The 15,775-nt window shown below is 59.0% G+C and carries 16 protein-coding genes; 9 read left to right on the top strand and 7 right to left on the bottom strand.

The window, feature by feature from the left end; genetic code table 11:
* Positions 1–66: 66 nt before the first annotated feature.
* The 3 genes from F8N62_RS10680 to F8N62_RS10665 form a co-directional block, all read right to left on the bottom strand.
* Positions 67–423, bottom strand: coding sequence for a hypothetical protein (locus tag F8N62_RS10680; RefSeq protein WP_150710929.1), 357 nt, complete (start codon positions 421–423; stop codon positions 67–69).
* Between the two features lie 214 nt (positions 424–637).
* Complete coding sequence (locus F8N62_RS10670; RefSeq protein ID WP_150710928.1) at positions 638–2,491, bottom strand: DUF4105 domain-containing protein; 1,854 nt, start codon at positions 2,489–2,491, stop codon at positions 638–640.
* 105 nt (positions 2,492–2,596) lie between these two features.
* Entirely contained in the window at positions 2,597–3,085 is a 489-nt protein-coding gene (locus F8N62_RS10665; protein ID WP_150710927.1) for a DUF3015 domain-containing protein, read from the bottom strand.
* Between the two features lie 273 nt (positions 3,086–3,358).
* Between F8N62_RS10665 and F8N62_RS10660 the strand changes: the two genes are divergently transcribed.
* Positions 3,359–5,797, top strand: coding sequence for a Lon protease family protein (locus tag F8N62_RS10660; protein ID WP_150710926.1), 2,439 nt, complete (start codon positions 3,359–3,361; stop codon positions 5,795–5,797).
* 272 nt (positions 5,798–6,069) lie between these two features.
* A complete protein-coding gene (locus F8N62_RS10655; protein ID WP_150710925.1) occupies positions 6,070–6,411 on the top strand; it encodes a hypothetical protein in 342 nt (113 codons plus the stop codon).
* A gap of 5 nt (positions 6,412–6,416) precedes the next feature.
* Here F8N62_RS10655 and F8N62_RS10650 read toward each other — a convergent pair whose 3' ends face one another.
* Entirely contained in the window at positions 6,417–8,246 is a 1,830-nt protein-coding gene (locus tag F8N62_RS10650; protein ID WP_150710924.1) for a hypothetical protein, read from the bottom strand.
* A 170-nt stretch (positions 8,247–8,416) separates the two neighbouring features.
* Between F8N62_RS10650 and F8N62_RS10645 the strand changes: the two genes are divergently transcribed.
* The 3 genes from F8N62_RS10645 (at position 8,417) to F8N62_RS10635 (ending at position 10,162) form a co-directional block, all read left to right on the top strand.
* On the top strand, positions 8,417–8,905 hold the full coding sequence (locus F8N62_RS10645) for a TIGR00645 family protein (protein WP_150710923.1): 489 nt from the start codon (positions 8,417–8,419) through the stop codon (positions 8,903–8,905).
* 207 nt (positions 8,906–9,112) lie between these two features.
* Positions 9,113–9,424, top strand: coding sequence for a DUF6482 family protein (locus F8N62_RS10640; RefSeq protein ID WP_150710922.1), 312 nt, complete (start codon positions 9,113–9,115; stop codon positions 9,422–9,424).
* Between the two features lie 120 nt (positions 9,425–9,544).
* Positions 9,545–10,162 carry an FKBP-type peptidyl-prolyl cis-trans isomerase gene (locus F8N62_RS10635; RefSeq protein WP_150710921.1) on the top strand — a complete coding sequence of 206 codons (618 nt, stop codon included), beginning with the start codon at positions 9,545–9,547 and terminating at the stop codon, positions 10,160–10,162.
* A gap of 130 nt (positions 10,163–10,292) precedes the next feature.
* Here F8N62_RS10635 and F8N62_RS10630 read toward each other — a convergent pair whose 3' ends face one another.
* The 3 genes from F8N62_RS10630 to F8N62_RS10620 all read right to left on the bottom strand — a co-directional run bounded on the left by F8N62_RS10630 (position 10,293) and on the right by F8N62_RS10620 (position 12,249).
* A complete protein-coding gene (locus F8N62_RS10630) occupies positions 10,293–10,550 on the bottom strand; it encodes a hypothetical protein (protein ID WP_150710920.1) in 258 nt (85 codons plus the stop codon).
* Positions 10,551–10,756: 206 nt separating this feature from the next.
* Positions 10,757–11,098 carry a zinc ribbon domain-containing protein YjdM gene (locus tag F8N62_RS10625; protein WP_150710919.1) on the bottom strand — a complete coding sequence of 114 codons (342 nt, stop codon included), beginning with the start codon at positions 11,096–11,098 and terminating at the stop codon, positions 10,757–10,759.
* Between the two features lie 182 nt (positions 11,099–11,280).
* Positions 11,281–12,249, bottom strand: a complete 969-nt coding sequence (locus F8N62_RS10620) for a polyprenyl synthetase family protein (protein WP_150710918.1) — start codon at positions 12,247–12,249, stop codon at positions 11,281–11,283.
* A gap of 240 nt (positions 12,250–12,489) precedes the next feature.
* On the opposite strand from F8N62_RS10620, the gene rplU reads away from it, so the two are divergent.
* The 4 genes from rplU to proB all read left to right on the top strand — a co-directional run bounded on the left by rplU (position 12,490) and on the right by proB (position 15,773).
* Positions 12,490–12,804: a 50S ribosomal protein L21 gene (gene rplU, locus F8N62_RS10615; protein ID WP_003230856.1), complete on the top strand. Its 315-nt coding sequence runs from the start codon at positions 12,490–12,492 to the stop codon at positions 12,802–12,804.
* Between the two features lie 34 nt (positions 12,805–12,838).
* Complete coding sequence (rpmA, locus tag F8N62_RS10610; RefSeq protein ID WP_003215862.1) at positions 12,839–13,114, top strand: 50S ribosomal protein L27; 276 nt, start codon at positions 12,839–12,841, stop codon at positions 13,112–13,114.
* Between the two features lie 193 nt (positions 13,115–13,307).
* Entirely contained in the window at positions 13,308–14,531 is a 1,224-nt protein-coding gene (cgtA, locus tag F8N62_RS10605) for an Obg family GTPase CgtA (RefSeq protein WP_150710917.1), read from the top strand.
* Positions 14,532–14,654: 123 nt separating this feature from the next.
* Positions 14,655–15,773: a glutamate 5-kinase gene (gene proB / locus F8N62_RS10600; RefSeq protein WP_150710916.1), complete on the top strand. Its 1,119-nt coding sequence runs from the start codon at positions 14,655–14,657 to the stop codon at positions 15,771–15,773.
* Positions 15,774–15,775: the final 2 nt, after the last annotated feature.

Genomic DNA, 15,775 nt, shown 5'->3' with positions numbered 1-15,775 from the left:
TCCTCCCGTTATAGGGTTTGGGCCATGGTCGCAGTCATTTAGTTTCGGCGGATGTCTGGCAGCGACTCACTGCGAGCGAAACGCACGAGCGCTGTCCTGATCTTTTTGCTGTTGCCAGGCTTTTTCACGCTCGTCCCAGTGATGACTGCGATAGTCGTCCCGGTCCTCGCTTTCGCGCATGGCCTGACACTGACGAAAGCCGTCGCTCCAGCCTTCGGCGTATCGCTTGTCCTTGAGATAGCGCGGGACGTTCTTGCGAAACTCACCGGTCATCGCCCCGGCGGCTTGTCGACCACTGCTGCAACCGTCGTCAAAGCCATCGGCAAATGCCGGCGGATACCCTTTGGCGATCAGATCTTCGTGGGTCGTCTGGCAGCCCGCGAGCAACATCAAAAAACCCGCCACACCCACGCAACGCCACATCTCGCACTCCCGGCCGTTCGATGGCCTATGGGGGAAGTCTAGGGGGCGAACCGTCGGATGTTCGTGAAAAGCGTGTGATTAATCTGTGAGGTAACGCAAATCAACTGTGGGAGCGAGCTTGCTCGCGATGGCGGCATAACAGGCAACGAAGACGTTGAATGTTATGGCCTCATCGCGAGCAAGCTCGCTCCCACAGGGTTTAGGGTGTGTCAGGTCAATAGTGATACCACTTCACCTCAAGCATCACTTCGTTTTCGGGTGAGGCGAGGTGGCTGAATTCGCGCTGGGCGCTCAGGCGCAAACCGAGGTTGCGCGACAATTCCCACTGCTGGTTCAGACTCACGCTACGGCGCACTTCGCCATTGGTGAAGAAGTCACCCTTGGCCTCCAGGCTGAAGTTACCCAGCGGGTTCTTCCACAACACGCCACTGTTGAAACCGGCCGCCGGAGAAATGAATTCGGCGAAGTCGTTGTTATGCTCGACGCGCACAGTGCCCAAGGCAAAACCAAGCATGTCCTCGCTCAGTTGCCACGTGCCGCCGGCACCGCCGTTGACGTGACTGACCAGCGTTTCATCGTCGTGTTTGCCCGGCACCCGCTCCAGGCCGCCGGTGACTTGCCACGACAATGGTTGCAACAGCTCATTGCGCGGGGTCAGCGAGCGAATGGTCGCCAGGTCCAGTTGCTGCAATTGCCAGTGATTGCCTTCGTACTGGCGCAGCTTCATCTGCAGGATTTCGATCTGCGCGCCGAGGGGGAAGCTCTCCGCGTTGTCATTGAGATCGTGATAAGCCATGCGCAGGCCATATTCGCCAAAAGCCTGGTCTCCTCGAGTGCCGATGCCGGCTTGCCAGGTGCGCGATTCATGGCCGTCTTCGGGCAGACCGGGTTGCGGAATGTCCAGCTCCGGCGCCGGGTTCTGGTTGATCGCCCGCAGCAATTCGAAGCTGCGTTGCGCCCGTTGCGGGTCGCGCTCCTGGCCGTTGGCGCGGTAGCGTTCGAGGCGGTACGCCGCGTCGATGATCAGCGCCTGACGCTCGCGCGGTTGCGCCTTGAACGCTGGGTCCTGCAATTGCTTCTGGTCGGCGCTGACTTTCAGCACCCATTGCTGTTCTTCAGGATTCAACGGTTCGGCGCGGCTCAGCAACTCACGCTCGCGAGACGGACGATACTGAATCGACTCCACCAGCCCGGCTTCTTTGACGGCCTTGACGGTGTCGGTGGGAATCGCGGTCAGCGGGAATTGTTCGGTCAGGCGCAGGCCCGGACGCGCAACTTGGAGCAATTCGAGCAGGCGATAGGAGCAGTTTTCGTCGAAGAAGAAATAGTCGAACTGGATCTGCTTGAGTTCCCAGACGTGCTCGACCATCCGTTCGGTTTCCTGCTGCGTCAGGTTCAGCCGGTATTCCCACAGGTCGCGATTTTCAAGGCTGCGGTATTCCGAGAGTTTTTCCTGATACGGCACCAGCGCGAACAGACCCGGATAGCCGCCCATCAAGCCTTTCCAGGCATAAAGGATGCTGTTGTCCGAGCCTTCGATGTAGGCGCCGAAGTTGATCGCATAGCTGAGGAGTGCGGTCTTGTCGCTCTGTACATCCGCCTGATCGATCCGCAGCAAGGTGTGGCCGAACATTGATGACGGGCTGTTCAGATACGCGGCCGGGAAAATCATCACGGCGCTGTGGGGCGAGACATCCTTGAACCACTGCTTGAATTCAGCGCAGTCAGGTGCCGGCAAATCAGTCAGGTTGAGCTGCGCCGTCAGCCAGCGGGTGCGCGCCGGGTAGACGCATTGGGCGTGCTGTTCGCCGGCACTGACCGGGGCGTACAGGGCCTGCACGGTGGCGGCCAGTTCACGGTCGGGATGTTCGTTGCCGTCGGGCGCCAGGAAGAATTTCCTGTCGCTGACATAGCTGCGCCAGCCGCCGAGCTTGGCAGTTTCGTAATGGCCCAGGGAAATCCAGAAGGGATCGTTGGCCAGATGCTGCAAACGTTGATTGTCGATGTGAGGCGCAGCAGACAGCGGGGCGCAGACACAGAGCGCCAGCCAGGCAAGGCGTTTGAGCATAGTGGGCAACTTAAGTCGAAAGAAACAAAGACCCGAAGGGGCAGGCCAAAAGGGCCAGGTTCAAAAAATAAAACCCGCTCCCCGAAAGGAACGGGCGGGTCGAGCTTAAGCTTGAGTTGCGTACTTGACCAGACGAGGATCGTTTTTCAGGATAGCAAGCGTGTTGGTATGCACGTCTTCAGCGGTCACGTCAGCCTTGCTGAAGATTTGCTGGAAGTGCTCGTGGGTCACAGCAGCGAAGTGCGCACGGTCTTCCGGCGCCACGCCCAGTACCACGGCGTAGGTAGTCAGCGCTTCGCCGTTACCTTTAGCCATGTCTTCAGACAGCTCGTTCATCATGCCATTCATGGCCAGCCAGGATTTGCCGCCATAAGTCAGCGACGCATTAGTCGAGCAACCGTTGGTACCAGACGTCATACCGAAGGTTGCGTTGCCGGAAGTGCCGTTGGTGGTGGATGCCAGGAAGTGAGCCGGAGTGCCACGCTGACCTTCGAACAGCATGTTGCCCCAACCGCAATCCGGGCCGCCTGGCGCTTGAGCCATGGCGTTGATGGATACAGCGGTGAAGAGAGTACCGAGAAGAATCCGTTTCATAGCTTTGTTCTCTTTATGTGCATACCAATGGACAGGGTCTGGCCCGATCTGGCGCCAGTGGGCCGGTTATTGTTCCAGCCGCGCAATTTGGAGTTTAGGCACGTTCCAAGGGTTCCGTGATTTTTTACGAAACATTCGTTGAAAACATTGATTTAGCCCCGGCCCGACTGGGGATGCCGCTTTGACGATGCTTTGGCTAAAGGCGCACCTTGCAAGTGGGGTATTGGCAGCGCCAGAATGCCGCATCTGCCCCGCCTGATGTAAGGAAGCCCGATGCCTGATCCTGTTGCTGCCAGCTTGCGTCTAGCGCCCGAAGCGCTGACTCGTCCGTTTTCCGCTGAACAGTTCAGCTTCTCTACCACCAATGATCTGGAGCCCTTTCGCGGTGTGCTTGGCCAGGAACGTGCGGTCGAAGCCTTGCAGTTCGGTGTGGCCATGCCACGCCCCGGTTACAACGTATTCGTCATGGGCGAGCCTGGCACCGGCCGGTTTTCCTTCGTCAAACGCTACCTGAAGGCTGAAGGCAAACGCCTGCAGACACCGGCCGACTGGGTCTACGTCAACAATTTCGACGAGCCCCGCGAGCCTCGCGCTCTGGAGCTACCGTCGGGAACGGCCGGCGCTTTCATAAGTGATATCAACGGGCTGATCGACAACCTGCTGGCGACGTTTCCGGCGGTATTCGAACACCCGTCCTACCAGCAAAAGAAAAGTGCGATCGACCGCGCCTTCAACCAGCGTTACGACAAGGCGCTGGACATCATCGAGCGCTTGGCCCTGGAAAAGGAAGTCGCGCTGTATCGCGACGCCAGCAACATCGCGTTCACCCCGATGAGCGAAGGCAAGGCACTGGACGAAGCGGAATTCGCCCAGTTGCCGGAGGCCGATCGCGAGCGCTTCCACGATGACATCTCCGGTCTGGAAGAGCGCCTTAACGAAGAACTCGCCAGCCTGCCGCAATGGAAGCGCGAGTCGAGCAATCAACTGCGCCACCTAAACGAAGAAACCATCACCCTGGCCTTGCAGCCGTTGCTGTCACCCTTGTCGGAAAAATACGCCGAGAACGCGGCAGTGTGCGGTTACTTGCAAGCGATGCAGGTGTACCTGCTGAAGACGGTCGTCGAGCAATTGGTCGACGACAGCAAGGTCGACGCCGTCGCTCGCAAGATGCTCGAAGAGCAATACGCGCCGAGTCTGGTGGTCGGGCACTCCGCCAGCGGCGGTGCGCCGGTGGTGTTCGAGCCGCACCCGACGTACGAAAACCTGTTTGGCCGCATCGAATACAGCACTGATCAGGGCGCGCTTTACACCACGTATCGCCAGTTGCGTCCGGGTGCGCTGCACCGTGCGAATGGCGGTTTCCTGATCCTTGAAGCAGACAAAATGCTCAGCGAGCCGTTTGTCTGGGATGCGCTCAAGCGCGCCCTGCAATCGCGCAAGCTGAAAATGGAATCGCCCCTCGGCGAGATGGGCCGTTTCGCCACCGTGACCCTGACGCCGCAACACATCCCGTTGCAGGTCAAAGTCATCATCATCGGTGCGCGTCAGCTCTATTACACGCTGCAAGACCTCGATCCGGACTTCCAGGAGATGTTCCGCGTCCTGGTGGATTTCGACGAAGACATCCCGATGGTCGATGAAAGCCTGGAGCAGTTTGCCCAGTTGCTGAAAACCCGCACCTCCGAAGAAGGCATGGCCCCGCTGACCGCCGATGCGGTGGCGCGGCTGGCTACGTACAGCGCACGTCTGGCCGAGCACCAGGGGCGTTTGTCGGCGCGCATCGGTGATCTGTTTCAGCTGGTCAGCGAGGCGGATTTCATTCGTCACCTGGCCGGCGATGAAATGACTGACGCCGGCCACATCGAACGCGCGCTCAAGGCCAAGGCAACTCGTACCGGGCGCGTCTCGGCGCGGATTCTCGATGACATGCTGGCCGGGATTATCCTGATCGACACCGATGGCGCGGCCGTCGGCAAGTGCAACGGGCTGACGGTGCTGGAAGTCGGAGATTCGGCGTTCGGTGTGCCGGCGCGGATTTCCGCGACGGTGTATCCGGGTGGCAGCGGCATCGTCGACATCGAGCGCGAAGTTAACCTCGGTCAGCCGATTCACTCCAAAGGCGTGATGATCCTCACCGGTTATCTGGGCAGCCGTTACGCCCAGGAGTTCCCGCTGGCGATTTCCGCGAGCATCGCGCTGGAGCAGTCTTACGGTTATGTCGATGGCGACAGTGCGTCGCTGGGCGAGGCGTGCACGTTGATCTCGGCGTTGTCGAAAACGCCGCTCAAGCAGTGCTTTGCGATCACCGGTTCGATCAATCAGTTCGGTGAGGTGCAGGCGGTGGGTGGGGTCAACGAGAAAATCGAAGGCTTCTTCCGCCTCTGCGAAGCCCGTGGGCTGACCGGTGAGCAGGGGGCAATCATTCCTCAGGCCAACGTCGCGACGCTGATGCTCGACGAAAAAGTGCTGGCGGCGGTGCGCGCCGGGCAGTTCCATGTGTACGCGGTGCGTCAGGCCGACGAAGCCCTGAGCCTGTTGGTCGGCGAGCCGGCGGGTGCGCCGGACGAAAATGGCGAATTCCCTGAAGGCAGCGTCAATGCGCGGGTGGTGGAACGCTTGCGGGTGATCGCGGAAATGATCAGCGAGGAAGACCTCAAGGAAGCCGAGAAAGAAGCGGCGCTGGAAGCGCTGGTCGAGGCCAAGCCGGCGTGATGTGAAACAAAAGATCGCAGCCTTCGGCAGCTCCTACGCCTAACGCGTTCCCATGTAGGAGCTGCCGCAGGCTGCGATCTTTTCAGAGCCATCATTTCGCCACAAGTCTGGCGTCAATATTCACACAATGACCATTCGGCGCCTTCTGGTCTCAGTTGACGTGCTGGTCAGACTTTTCTTCTATTCTGAGCTCAAGGATATCGACAGTAATCACTGGATCGAGACAGCTCTCCCGTGGGGGCTGAATACCGGATCTAACGAGGGTCGCCGCCATGTCGCGCAACCTCTGCCTCACCCGTCAATGCCTGGGCCTTGTGACCCGTATCGAGTGTGCCATCCGCCCATTGGCGGGGGATACGGGCATGTGGACCCTGCTGTTCGCTGCCGGAATGGCCGGCGAACAACCCTCAGCCATCAAAGCCCAGGGCCCGTTTCATGGCCCGTTCGTGGCGGAATCGATCCTCGACACCATTGTTGAAAGCCTGACCCTGCACGGTTACGAGTTGGCCGATGACCCGCAAATCTGGTGCCTGCACCTGCAAGCCCAGCTGCGGGAAATTAATGGCGGTCGCTGCCGCAGCCCGGGTGGCTTCGAGTTTCGTCCGGATCATTGAGTTAATTACTGATCGAGGCTGGACGTGTCAGCCTTGTCGAGCTTGACCTCAAAACCATACTGCACGGTGGTGAGCTCGGTTCGCTGATAGGTTTCCAGGTGTGTGGGCTGGCCGTAAAAATAAAGTACGCCGAACAACGCCGGGCCTTCTGCGCTCGCGTCGTGACTGACCGAAAGAATCTCTTTGAGGTAGTGACCGCTGTCATCCTTGGCGAAAAAGCGCCAGTCCTGGGCGGGAAACAGCTTCAAGTCCACCACCAGCGCATTGCCTTTCAATTCCAGGCCCTTGGGCAGTGACTGGATGTCGAGTGCCTGCTTGTCGATTGTCGCGAGAAACAAGGGCATGGAACCCACCGCGAACGCCGGGGTTTGCGCGAACAGGTTCAAGTCGTAGGTGATGGTGCCGCGCAGTGGATCAATCTGATAGGCCTCTGGCGCCAACTCGATCGGCTCATCGCGTTTACCGCTGCTGTCTTCGGTAAAGAAACTGACCGGGCTATCGCCAGGGTTGAAGGCGGTGCCCAGCAGTTCATCATTGAAGCTTTTAATGTGATCGAACTCGATGCGCGCGGCGCTCGGGTCATCCACCGACTGATGGATGCTGACGCTGTTCTTCAGTTGCTCCTCGCTCAGCGTTGCGCCTTTGAGCCAGGCGGGCGCCTGATCGTCGTAAACCACCACTGGCAATGTCAGCGGCTGGATGGTTTTTCCCGTGGTGTGCGGGTCGAAGCGACGGACCGGCAAGTCGAGGTCCTTGTGCGTCACCGTGGCGGCGGAGAAATCCAGCAGGCTGACTTCAAGCGTCTCTATCGGGCCATTGAAGTACACCTTGGAGTAATGGTTTTTTTGTTGCTTCTCGAAGGCGCGCTGTTTTTCTTCGAGCTGTTTCTCCAAGGCGTCGCTCCAGGTTTTTTGCTGTTGCAGGGTCGCCAGTTGTTTTTGATAAACCGCAATTTGCGCGGCAGTCTCGTTGATCGAGCCCGAGCGCGAAAGAAATTGCCCGGTGTTATCCCGCGCCTGCACGATCAGCGGGTTGAGCGACGTTTCGCCGACCTCTGGCGCCAGCGGTGCGCTGTTGCTGAATTCGATTTCCGCGTAGTTGTTCGTCAGTGTCAGCAGGGTGACGCTGAGGTTGTCGTTGGTGCGGGTCTGGCCAACGTCCTTTTTCGTCAGGTCGAAGCTGTAGAGCCGGCGCGGCGCGATGACGTGCACTTTGCCTTGCAGGCTCACCGGCTGCGGCTGGTGCTTGTTATCCACGTCCAGCCCGTCGATGAACGGGTAAGTCACCGTGAGATCGTCCGGGTTGGTCAGGTTGGAACTCGACGGGCTCAGCTGAATGCCGGGATCGGTTTCAGACCATTCCGGCTGGAACGGGATCACGCGCTTATCGCTCAGGGTTACCGATTGCCATTCCAGGCCATGGGGAAAGAGAAAGGTATCGGGAATGTTGAAGCTGAACGGAAAGACCGGTTGCAGATCGGTCAGGTAATCCGAACCGGAATCCTTGTGCAGCACGAACAGGCCGTTGATATACGTGTCGACCAGGGCCTGTGGCGTGGGGTAGTGCTTGAGCACGGCGAGCACGTCTTCGCTGTATTCGGTATCCACCGGTTTGCTGTCGAGTTTGAGTTGCGCGCGCTCGAGCAACAGCAGCGAGCCGCCGAGTTGCGCCACGGCATCCTTGAGTTTCGGGTCCTGAATCGTCGCCAGCGACTGTTCGAACTGCGCAGTCCTTTCATCGAGGCTGGCCTGGCGCTGGTCATCATCGGGTGAGCAGCCGCTCAGCAGCAGTGCCAGGTAAATTCCGGCGCTCGTAAAAGGCAATCGCACATCCATTTCCCGTCTTCCTGTCCACTGTCGCTGAGCTGTCAATGGTTTGGACACTAGCAGAAAAACCCCGGGACCCCCGCGCAGGTTGCGGATTTTCCGACTGTTTCTGGCGGCTTCTGGGTAGACGCGGGTGGCTGTTATACTCGCGGCCATTTCCAGACCACGTGTGAGATTCAATGGAACGCTTTATCGAAAATGCAATGTACGCCTCTCGCTGGTTGCTGGCGCCGATCTACTTCGGCCTGTCCCTCGGACTGTTGGCCCTGGCGCTGAAATTCTTCCAGGAAGTGTTCCACGTCATTCCCAACGTGTTTTCGATGGCCGAATCGGACCTGATTCTCGTGTTGCTGTCGCTCATCGATATGGCGCTGGTGGGCGGCTTGCTGGTGATGGTGATGATTTCCGGCTACGAGAACTTTGTTTCGCAACTGGACATTGACGACAGCAAGGAAAAGCTCAACTGGCTGGGCACCATGGATTCGTCGTCATTGAAGATGAAAGTCGCGGCGTCCATCGTGGCGATTTCGTCGATCCACCTGTTGCGGGTGTTCATGGACGCCCAGAACCTCGATCCCGAGCACTTGAAGTGGTACGTGATCATCCACATGACGTTTGTGGTATCGGCGTTTGCCATGGGTTATCTGGACAAGCTCACCAAGCATTGATTACCACTGTTCTTCCTGTGGGAGCGAGCCTGCTCGCGAAAGCTCCACCGCGGTCTAATGTCAGAGCGGGTTGATGCCTTCGCGAGCAGGCTCGCTCCCACAGGGGAAGAGTGAAACAGACGGGCGGTGCGGTTCATGGCTTGTACTTTGATGCAGTGAAGCCTATGTCTGTAAGAATGCTGGCTCGCCACTGCGTGAGGTGCGTTCATGAACCTGCAAGAGTTGAATGCCTATGCCATCGCCGGGAAGGTCGATGAGTTGAACCTGATCTCCATGGAAGGCGGGATCTACCTGCTGGAGGCGCGCATGCACGGCGCGGCGTATCCACTGAGCGACGCCCGTGGCCAGATGTTTCATCTGCGCTCGGTCGAGCATGCGCGGGAAATTCTCCACGCTTGCCCCAGCTTGCCGTTCAACCTTGTGCATACCTCGGTTCATGACGAAATGTGCGGGCTTGGCGCCAGTGCGGAAGAAAGCCTGAAGGTGCCGATCGCCTTCCGTACTTCGTGGCAGCGCTGACGCCCCTCATCAGTACAACGACATCTGTGCTAGTCTGCTGGCCCTTTTGGTTTGGGCGCTTCGGGGCGCGCTGTGCACGCACGGCAGTATCCCGGGCCGTCCGCACAGCGGAGCATTGTCATGTCCGAAGTAAATCTGTCCACCGACGAAACCCGCGTCAGCTACGGCATTGGCCGTCAGCTGGGCGACCAACTGCGCGACAACCCGCCACCGGGCGTTAGCCTGGACGCGATCCTGGCTGGCCTGACCGACGCTTTCGCCGGTAAACCAAGCCGCGTGGGCCAGGAAGAAATGTCCGCCAGCTTCAAGGTCATCCGCGACATCATGCAAGCCGAAGCGGCGGCCAAAGCTGAAGCCGCGGCTGGCGAAGGCCTGGCGTTCCTGGCCGATAACGCCAAGCGCGATGGCATCACCACCTTGGCTTCCGGCCTGCAATTCGAAGTGCTGACCGCCGGTGAAGGCGCCAAGCCATCCCGCGAAGACACCGTGCGTACTCACTACCACGGCACCCTGATCGACGGCACTGTGTTCGACAGCTCCTACGATCGTGGTCAGCCGGCAGAATTCCCGGTAGGCGGCGTGATCGCTGGCTGGACCGAAGCCCTGCAATTGATGAACGCCGGTAGCAAATGGCGTCTGTACGTGCCGAACGAACTGGCTTACGGCGCTCAAGGCGTTGGCAGCATTCCGCCGCACAGCGTACTGGTCTTCGACGTCGAACTGCTCGACGTTCTGTAATACCTGACCCGAATTCACCTTGGGCTAATGTGGGAGCGAGCCTGCTCGCGAAGGGGGCGTTACATTCAACATCATCGTTGGCTGTTACACCCTTCGCGAGCAGGCTCGCTCCCACAGTGTTGTCGGTGTTTCATAGTTCCAGCTTGTGCTGCAATTCATGCGAGGGGCGCAACGCCCGGGCATAACAGAACAGAAACAAATTGCGCACCAGCTCCTTGAGCACCATCGGCTCGCTCGAACTCAAGCTGTTGACGTCCAGATCCCCCTGATCCTGCAGCTCGTTCAAGGCTTCTTCTTCAAGCACTGCGCAGACTTCCCCGGTTTCCCGATGCAGGATCCTGAGGTACGGGTGTGGGCGGTCCAGCCAGGCATCGATCAAATAAGTCATGGGTCTCATCTCCATTGATGGTTTTCAATGAGAATAATTCTTATTCACCAAATAGCAAGGATCTATTGGCGGTTTGTGATTTTTTGCAGGTCAATCGTGCGTAAGGTCAAAGCGGCTGGCACTTGGCTACTGCGAGGGAATGCTGGGCGCGGCGCGGGAGGGGAACGCACCATCCCACGCCGGGCGCGGGATGGAATACAACAGGTTCAGACTTTTCTGACGAACTCGGATTTAAGCTTCATCGGGCCAATGCCGTCGATCTTGCAGTCGATGTCGTGATCGCCATCGCACAGACGGATGTTTTTGACCTTGGTGCCGACCTTGACCACCAGCGACGTGCCTTTGACTTTAAGGTCCTTGATCACGGTGATGGTGTCGCCGTCCTGCAGGACGTTGCCGACCGAATCCTTTTTCACGGCCTCATCGGACGCAGCTTCAGCGTCGCCGCTGGCGGACCATTCGTGGGCGCACTCTGGGCAGATCAGCTGCGCGCCGTCTTCGTAGGTGTATTCGGAATTGCATTTCGGGCAGGGTGGCAACGTGCTCACTAAAGCTCCTTGGATTCAGGATCGATAAAAGTCGCACATTGTATAGGGTTTTAGCCGGGAGAGGGCGTGGCGGTGGGAAACCTGTGGGAGCGAGCTCGCTCGCGATGAGGCACTTACATTCAACATCTTTGTTGACTGAAAGTCCGCTATCGCGAGCAAGCTCGCTCCCACAGGTAATCGATTTAGTGAGTGCGGGCGACCGCGAACTCGCTCAACTCGACCAACGCATCGCGATATTCGCTGGCGGGCAGCGCGTCGAGGCATTTGATCGCGCGAGCCACATAATCGCGGGCCAGTTGCGCGGTGTATTCCAGAGAACCGGACGCTTCAACTGCTTCGCGGATGCTCTCCAGGTCTTCGATACCGCCTTTCTGGATCGCCTTGCGCACCAGGGCAGCCTGTTCCGGCGTACCTTCGCGCATGGTGTAGATCAGCGGCAGGGTCGGCTTGCCTTCGGCCAGGTCGTCACCGACGTTCTTGCCCAGGGTCTCGGCGTCGCCTTTGTAGTCGAGCAGGTCGTCTACCAACTGGAAGGCTACACCCAGGTGGTCGCCAAACGTGCGCAGGGCTTCAGCCTGTTCGGGCGTCGCTTCGCACAGCGCTGCGGCGCTGTGGGTCGAGGCTTCGAAGAGCATCGCGGTTTTGCCGCGGATGACTTCCATATAGGTTTCTTCGGTGGTGCTGGCGTCGCGAACCTTGGACAGCTGCAACACTTCGCCTTCGGCGATGATGCGTGTGGCTTGCGAAAGGATCTTCATCACCGGCATGGAGCCCAGTTCGACCATCATTTCGAAGGAGCGCGAATACAGGAAATCGCCCACCAGCACGCTTGGCGCGTTGCCCCACATGGCGTTGGCGGTCGAGCGGCCACGGCGCATGCCGGACATATCGACCACGTCGTCGTGCAGCAGGGTGGCGGTGTGCAGGAACTCGATGGTCGCAGCCAACAGGCGCAGGTCGTCGCCTTCGCGGCCCAGGGCCTTCCCACACAGCAGCACTAATAAAGGACGCAGGCGTTTACCGCCAGCCGAGGTAATGTAGTCGCCGATTTTCGATACCAGCGGCACTCGGGAAGTCAGCTGCTTCTTGATGATGCCGTCGACGGCGTTAAAATCGTCCGCCACCGCGCGGTAGAAAGCTTGGGGTTGCATCAGCGACAGTTGCTCCAGAAGGGTTGCGCGGCATGCTAGGACCCACGTCGGCGGGTGTCAAGGCGCGATGGACGGCCTCTTGCATCGCCCCGGCAGCTTGCGTACAATCGCGCACCCTGAACTTCCTGGGCAGCACCTGCCTTACGCAATTGCAAACAGGCCTTCCAGCCTTATGCAGCCATGCCAGCCAATACCTCTTCTTATAAAGAGCTGGGTGAGCAGGATTATCGGAGAAATACCATGTCGTACGCAGTAATTGTTACTGGTGGCAAGCAATACAAGGTCGCCCCAGGTGAATACCTGAAGATCGAAAAACTGGAAATCGCTACCGGCGAATCCGTTACTTTTGATCGCGTTCTGTTGGTCGCCAATGGCGACGACGTGAACATCGGCGCTCCAGTTGTTGCAGGCGCTACCGTTGTGGCTGAAGTGATTTCCCAAGGTCGTCACGATAAAATCCGCATCATCAAGTTCCGTCGTCGTAAGCACCACATGAAGCGTATGGGCCACCGCCAGTGGTACACCGAGATCAAAATCACCGGTATTCAGGCTTAATTTCAGCCTAATTCCTCACTAGGAGAATTGACTCATGGCACACAAAAAAGCTGGTGGTAGTACCCGTAACGGTCGCGACTCAGAAGCCAAACGCCTTGGCGTGAAGATGTATGGCGGCCAGGTTATCATTCCGGGCAACATCATCGTGCGTCAGCGCGGCACCCAATTCCACGCCGGTTACGGTGTTGGCATGGGTAAAGATCACACTCTGTTCGCTAAAATCGACGGCGTGATCAAGTTCGAAGTAAAAGGCGCTTTCAATCGCCGTTACGTAAGCATTGTCCCGAAGACTGAAGTCGTCGCGGCATAATTACGTAGATGCTGGAAAAGCCCTGTCTCGCGACGGGGCTTTTTCGTTTGTGGGGTGAGTCTCTTGCAAAGCTGTTTGTAATGAGCTCCAGCGCTGGATTTGCGGTCGTTGATTGAGGTCGCTGCGCTCATTTTTGCAAGAGTCTTATGTCTGGATTTTTTCGGCTCGTCCGTATGGCGAGAGGCGTTCTGTTATGAAGTTTGTTGATGAAGTATCGATTCGAGTAAAGGCCGGCGACGGCGGCAACGGTTGCATGAGCTTCCGTCGCGAGAAATTCATCGAGAACGGTGGCCCGAACGGCGGTGATGGGGGTGATGGCGGCTCGGTCTATATGCTCGCCGACGAAAACCTCAACACCCTGGTGGACTACCGTTACACCCGGCACTTCGATGCCGAGCGCGGTTCCAACGGCGGCAGCACCGACTGCACCGGCAAGAAAGGTGAAGAGCTGGTGCTGCGTGTGCCGGTAGGCACCACGGTCATCGACGCGGCCACTCAGGAAGTGATCGGCGATCTGACCAAGGCTGGCCAAAAGCTGTTGGTCGCGCATGGTGGCTGGCACGGTTTGGGTAACACCCGATTCAAATCCAGTACCAACCGTGCTCCGCGCCAGACTACTCCGGGCAAGCCGGGCGAGGCGCGTGACCTGAAGCTGGAAATGAAGGTGTTGGCTGACGTCGGCCTGCTGGGCTTGCCGAACGCCGGCAAAAGTACCTTCATTCGCTCGGTGTCGGCCGCCAAGCCGAAAGTTGCCGACTACCCGTTCACCACGCTGGTGCCGAACCTGGGTGTGGTCAGCGTCGATCGCTGGAAGAGCTTCGTGGTCGCGGACATTCCCGGCCTGATCGAAGGTGCTTCCGACGGCGCGGGCCTGGGGATTCGCTTCCTCAAGCACTTGTCGCGTACCCGTTTGCTGCTGCACCTCGTGGACATGGCGCCGCTGGATGACACCAGTGCGCCGGATGCCGCTGAAGTGATCGTCAGCGAACTGACCAAATTCAGCCCGTCCCTGGCTGAGCGTGATCGTTGGCTGGTGCTGAACAAGTGCGATCAGATCCTTGAAGAAGAGCACGATGCTCGCGTCAAGGAAATCGTCGATCGTCTGGAGTGGACCGGTCCGGTATACGTGATCTCCGCCATCTCCAAGCTCGGCACCGAGCGTCTGTGCCACGACATCATGCGGTACATGGAAGATCGTGCCGATCGCCTGGCGAACGACCCGGCTTACAAAGAAGAGCTGACCGAACTCGATCAGCGCATCGAAGACGAAGCTCGTGCTCAGTTGCAGGCGCTGGATGATCAGCGTGCCCTGCGTCGCAGTGGCGTCAAGTCGGTCCATGACATCGGCGACGATGATTGGGACGAAGAAGACGTGGATGACGAAGATGGTCCGGAAATCATTTACGTGCGTGACTGATTCGTTGCGATAAACTTGAACGCCGCTCAATCGAGCGGCGTTTTAGTATCTGGAAATCGGTAGTCACGAATAACGTTACGGACAGCGCCGGGTCGTGCTGTCCTCAAGCTAAGGTTGAAGATCATGCGGAGCAAGGTGACAGGTGCGCAGCGTTGGGTCGTGAAAATCGGCAGCGCTTTGCTGACGGCGGACGGCAAGGGCCTGGATCGCGCGGCAATGGGTGTCTGGGTTGAGCAGATGGTGGCCTTGCATGAAGCGGGCGTCGAGCTGGTGCTGGTGTCCTCCGGGGCTGTAGCGGCGGGCATGAGCCGTTTGGGCTGGAGCGTACGACCCAGTGCGATGCACGAGCTGCAGGCCGCTGCTGCCATAGGTCAGATGGGTCTGGTGCAGGCCTGGGAGTCGAGCTTTGCCGAGCATGGCCGGCACACCGCGCAGATCCTCCTGACCCACGACGACTTGTCCGACCGCAAGCGCTACCTGAACGCCCGCAGCACCCTGCGTGCGTTGGTCGAGTTGAAAGTCATCCCGGTGATCAATGAAAACGACACCGTGGTCACCGACGAAATCCGTTTCGGCGACAACGACACGCTGGCGGCATTGGTGGCTAACCTGGTCGAAGCTGACTTGCTGGTGATTCTTACCGACCGCGACGGCATGTTCGACGCCGATCCGCGCAATAACCCTGATGCCAAGCTGATTTATGAAGCGCGGGCGGATGATCCGGCGCTGGACGCGGTGGCCGGCGGCACGGGCGGTGCGCTGGGTCGTGGCGGCATGCAGACCAAGTTGCGCGCTGCGCGTCTGGCGGCGCGTTCCGGTGCGCACACCATCATCGTCGGCGGGCGTCTTGAGCGTGTGCTGGATCGCCTCAAGGCTGGCGAGCGCATTGGCACTCTGCTGTCGCCGGAGCGCGGCATGCTGGCGGCGCGCAAGCAATGGCTGGCCGGGCACCTGCAAACCCGCGGTACGCTGGTGCTGGACGCGGGCGCGGTGACGGCGCTGTCCCAGGGCAATAAAAGCTTGCTGCCCGTTGGCGTCAAACTGGTCCAGGGCAGCTTCCGTCGCGGTGAAATGGTTGTGTGCGTGGCGCCGGACGGTCGTGAGATCGCCCGCGGCCTCGCCAACTACAGCGCGCTGGAAGCACAAAAAATCATCGGTCAGTCGTCTGAGGCGATTGTCGGTTTGCTGGGTTACATGGCGGAGCCGGAGCTGGTTCACCGCGATAACCTGATTCTGGTCTGAAG

The sequence above is a fragment of the Pseudomonas fluorescens genome (genome assembly GCF_902497785.1).
GTDB classification, from domain to species: Bacteria; Pseudomonadota; Gammaproteobacteria; order Pseudomonadales; family Pseudomonadaceae; genus Aquipseudomonas; species Aquipseudomonas fluorescens_BO.
This window is presented reverse-complemented; position numbering and strand designations above follow the sequence as displayed.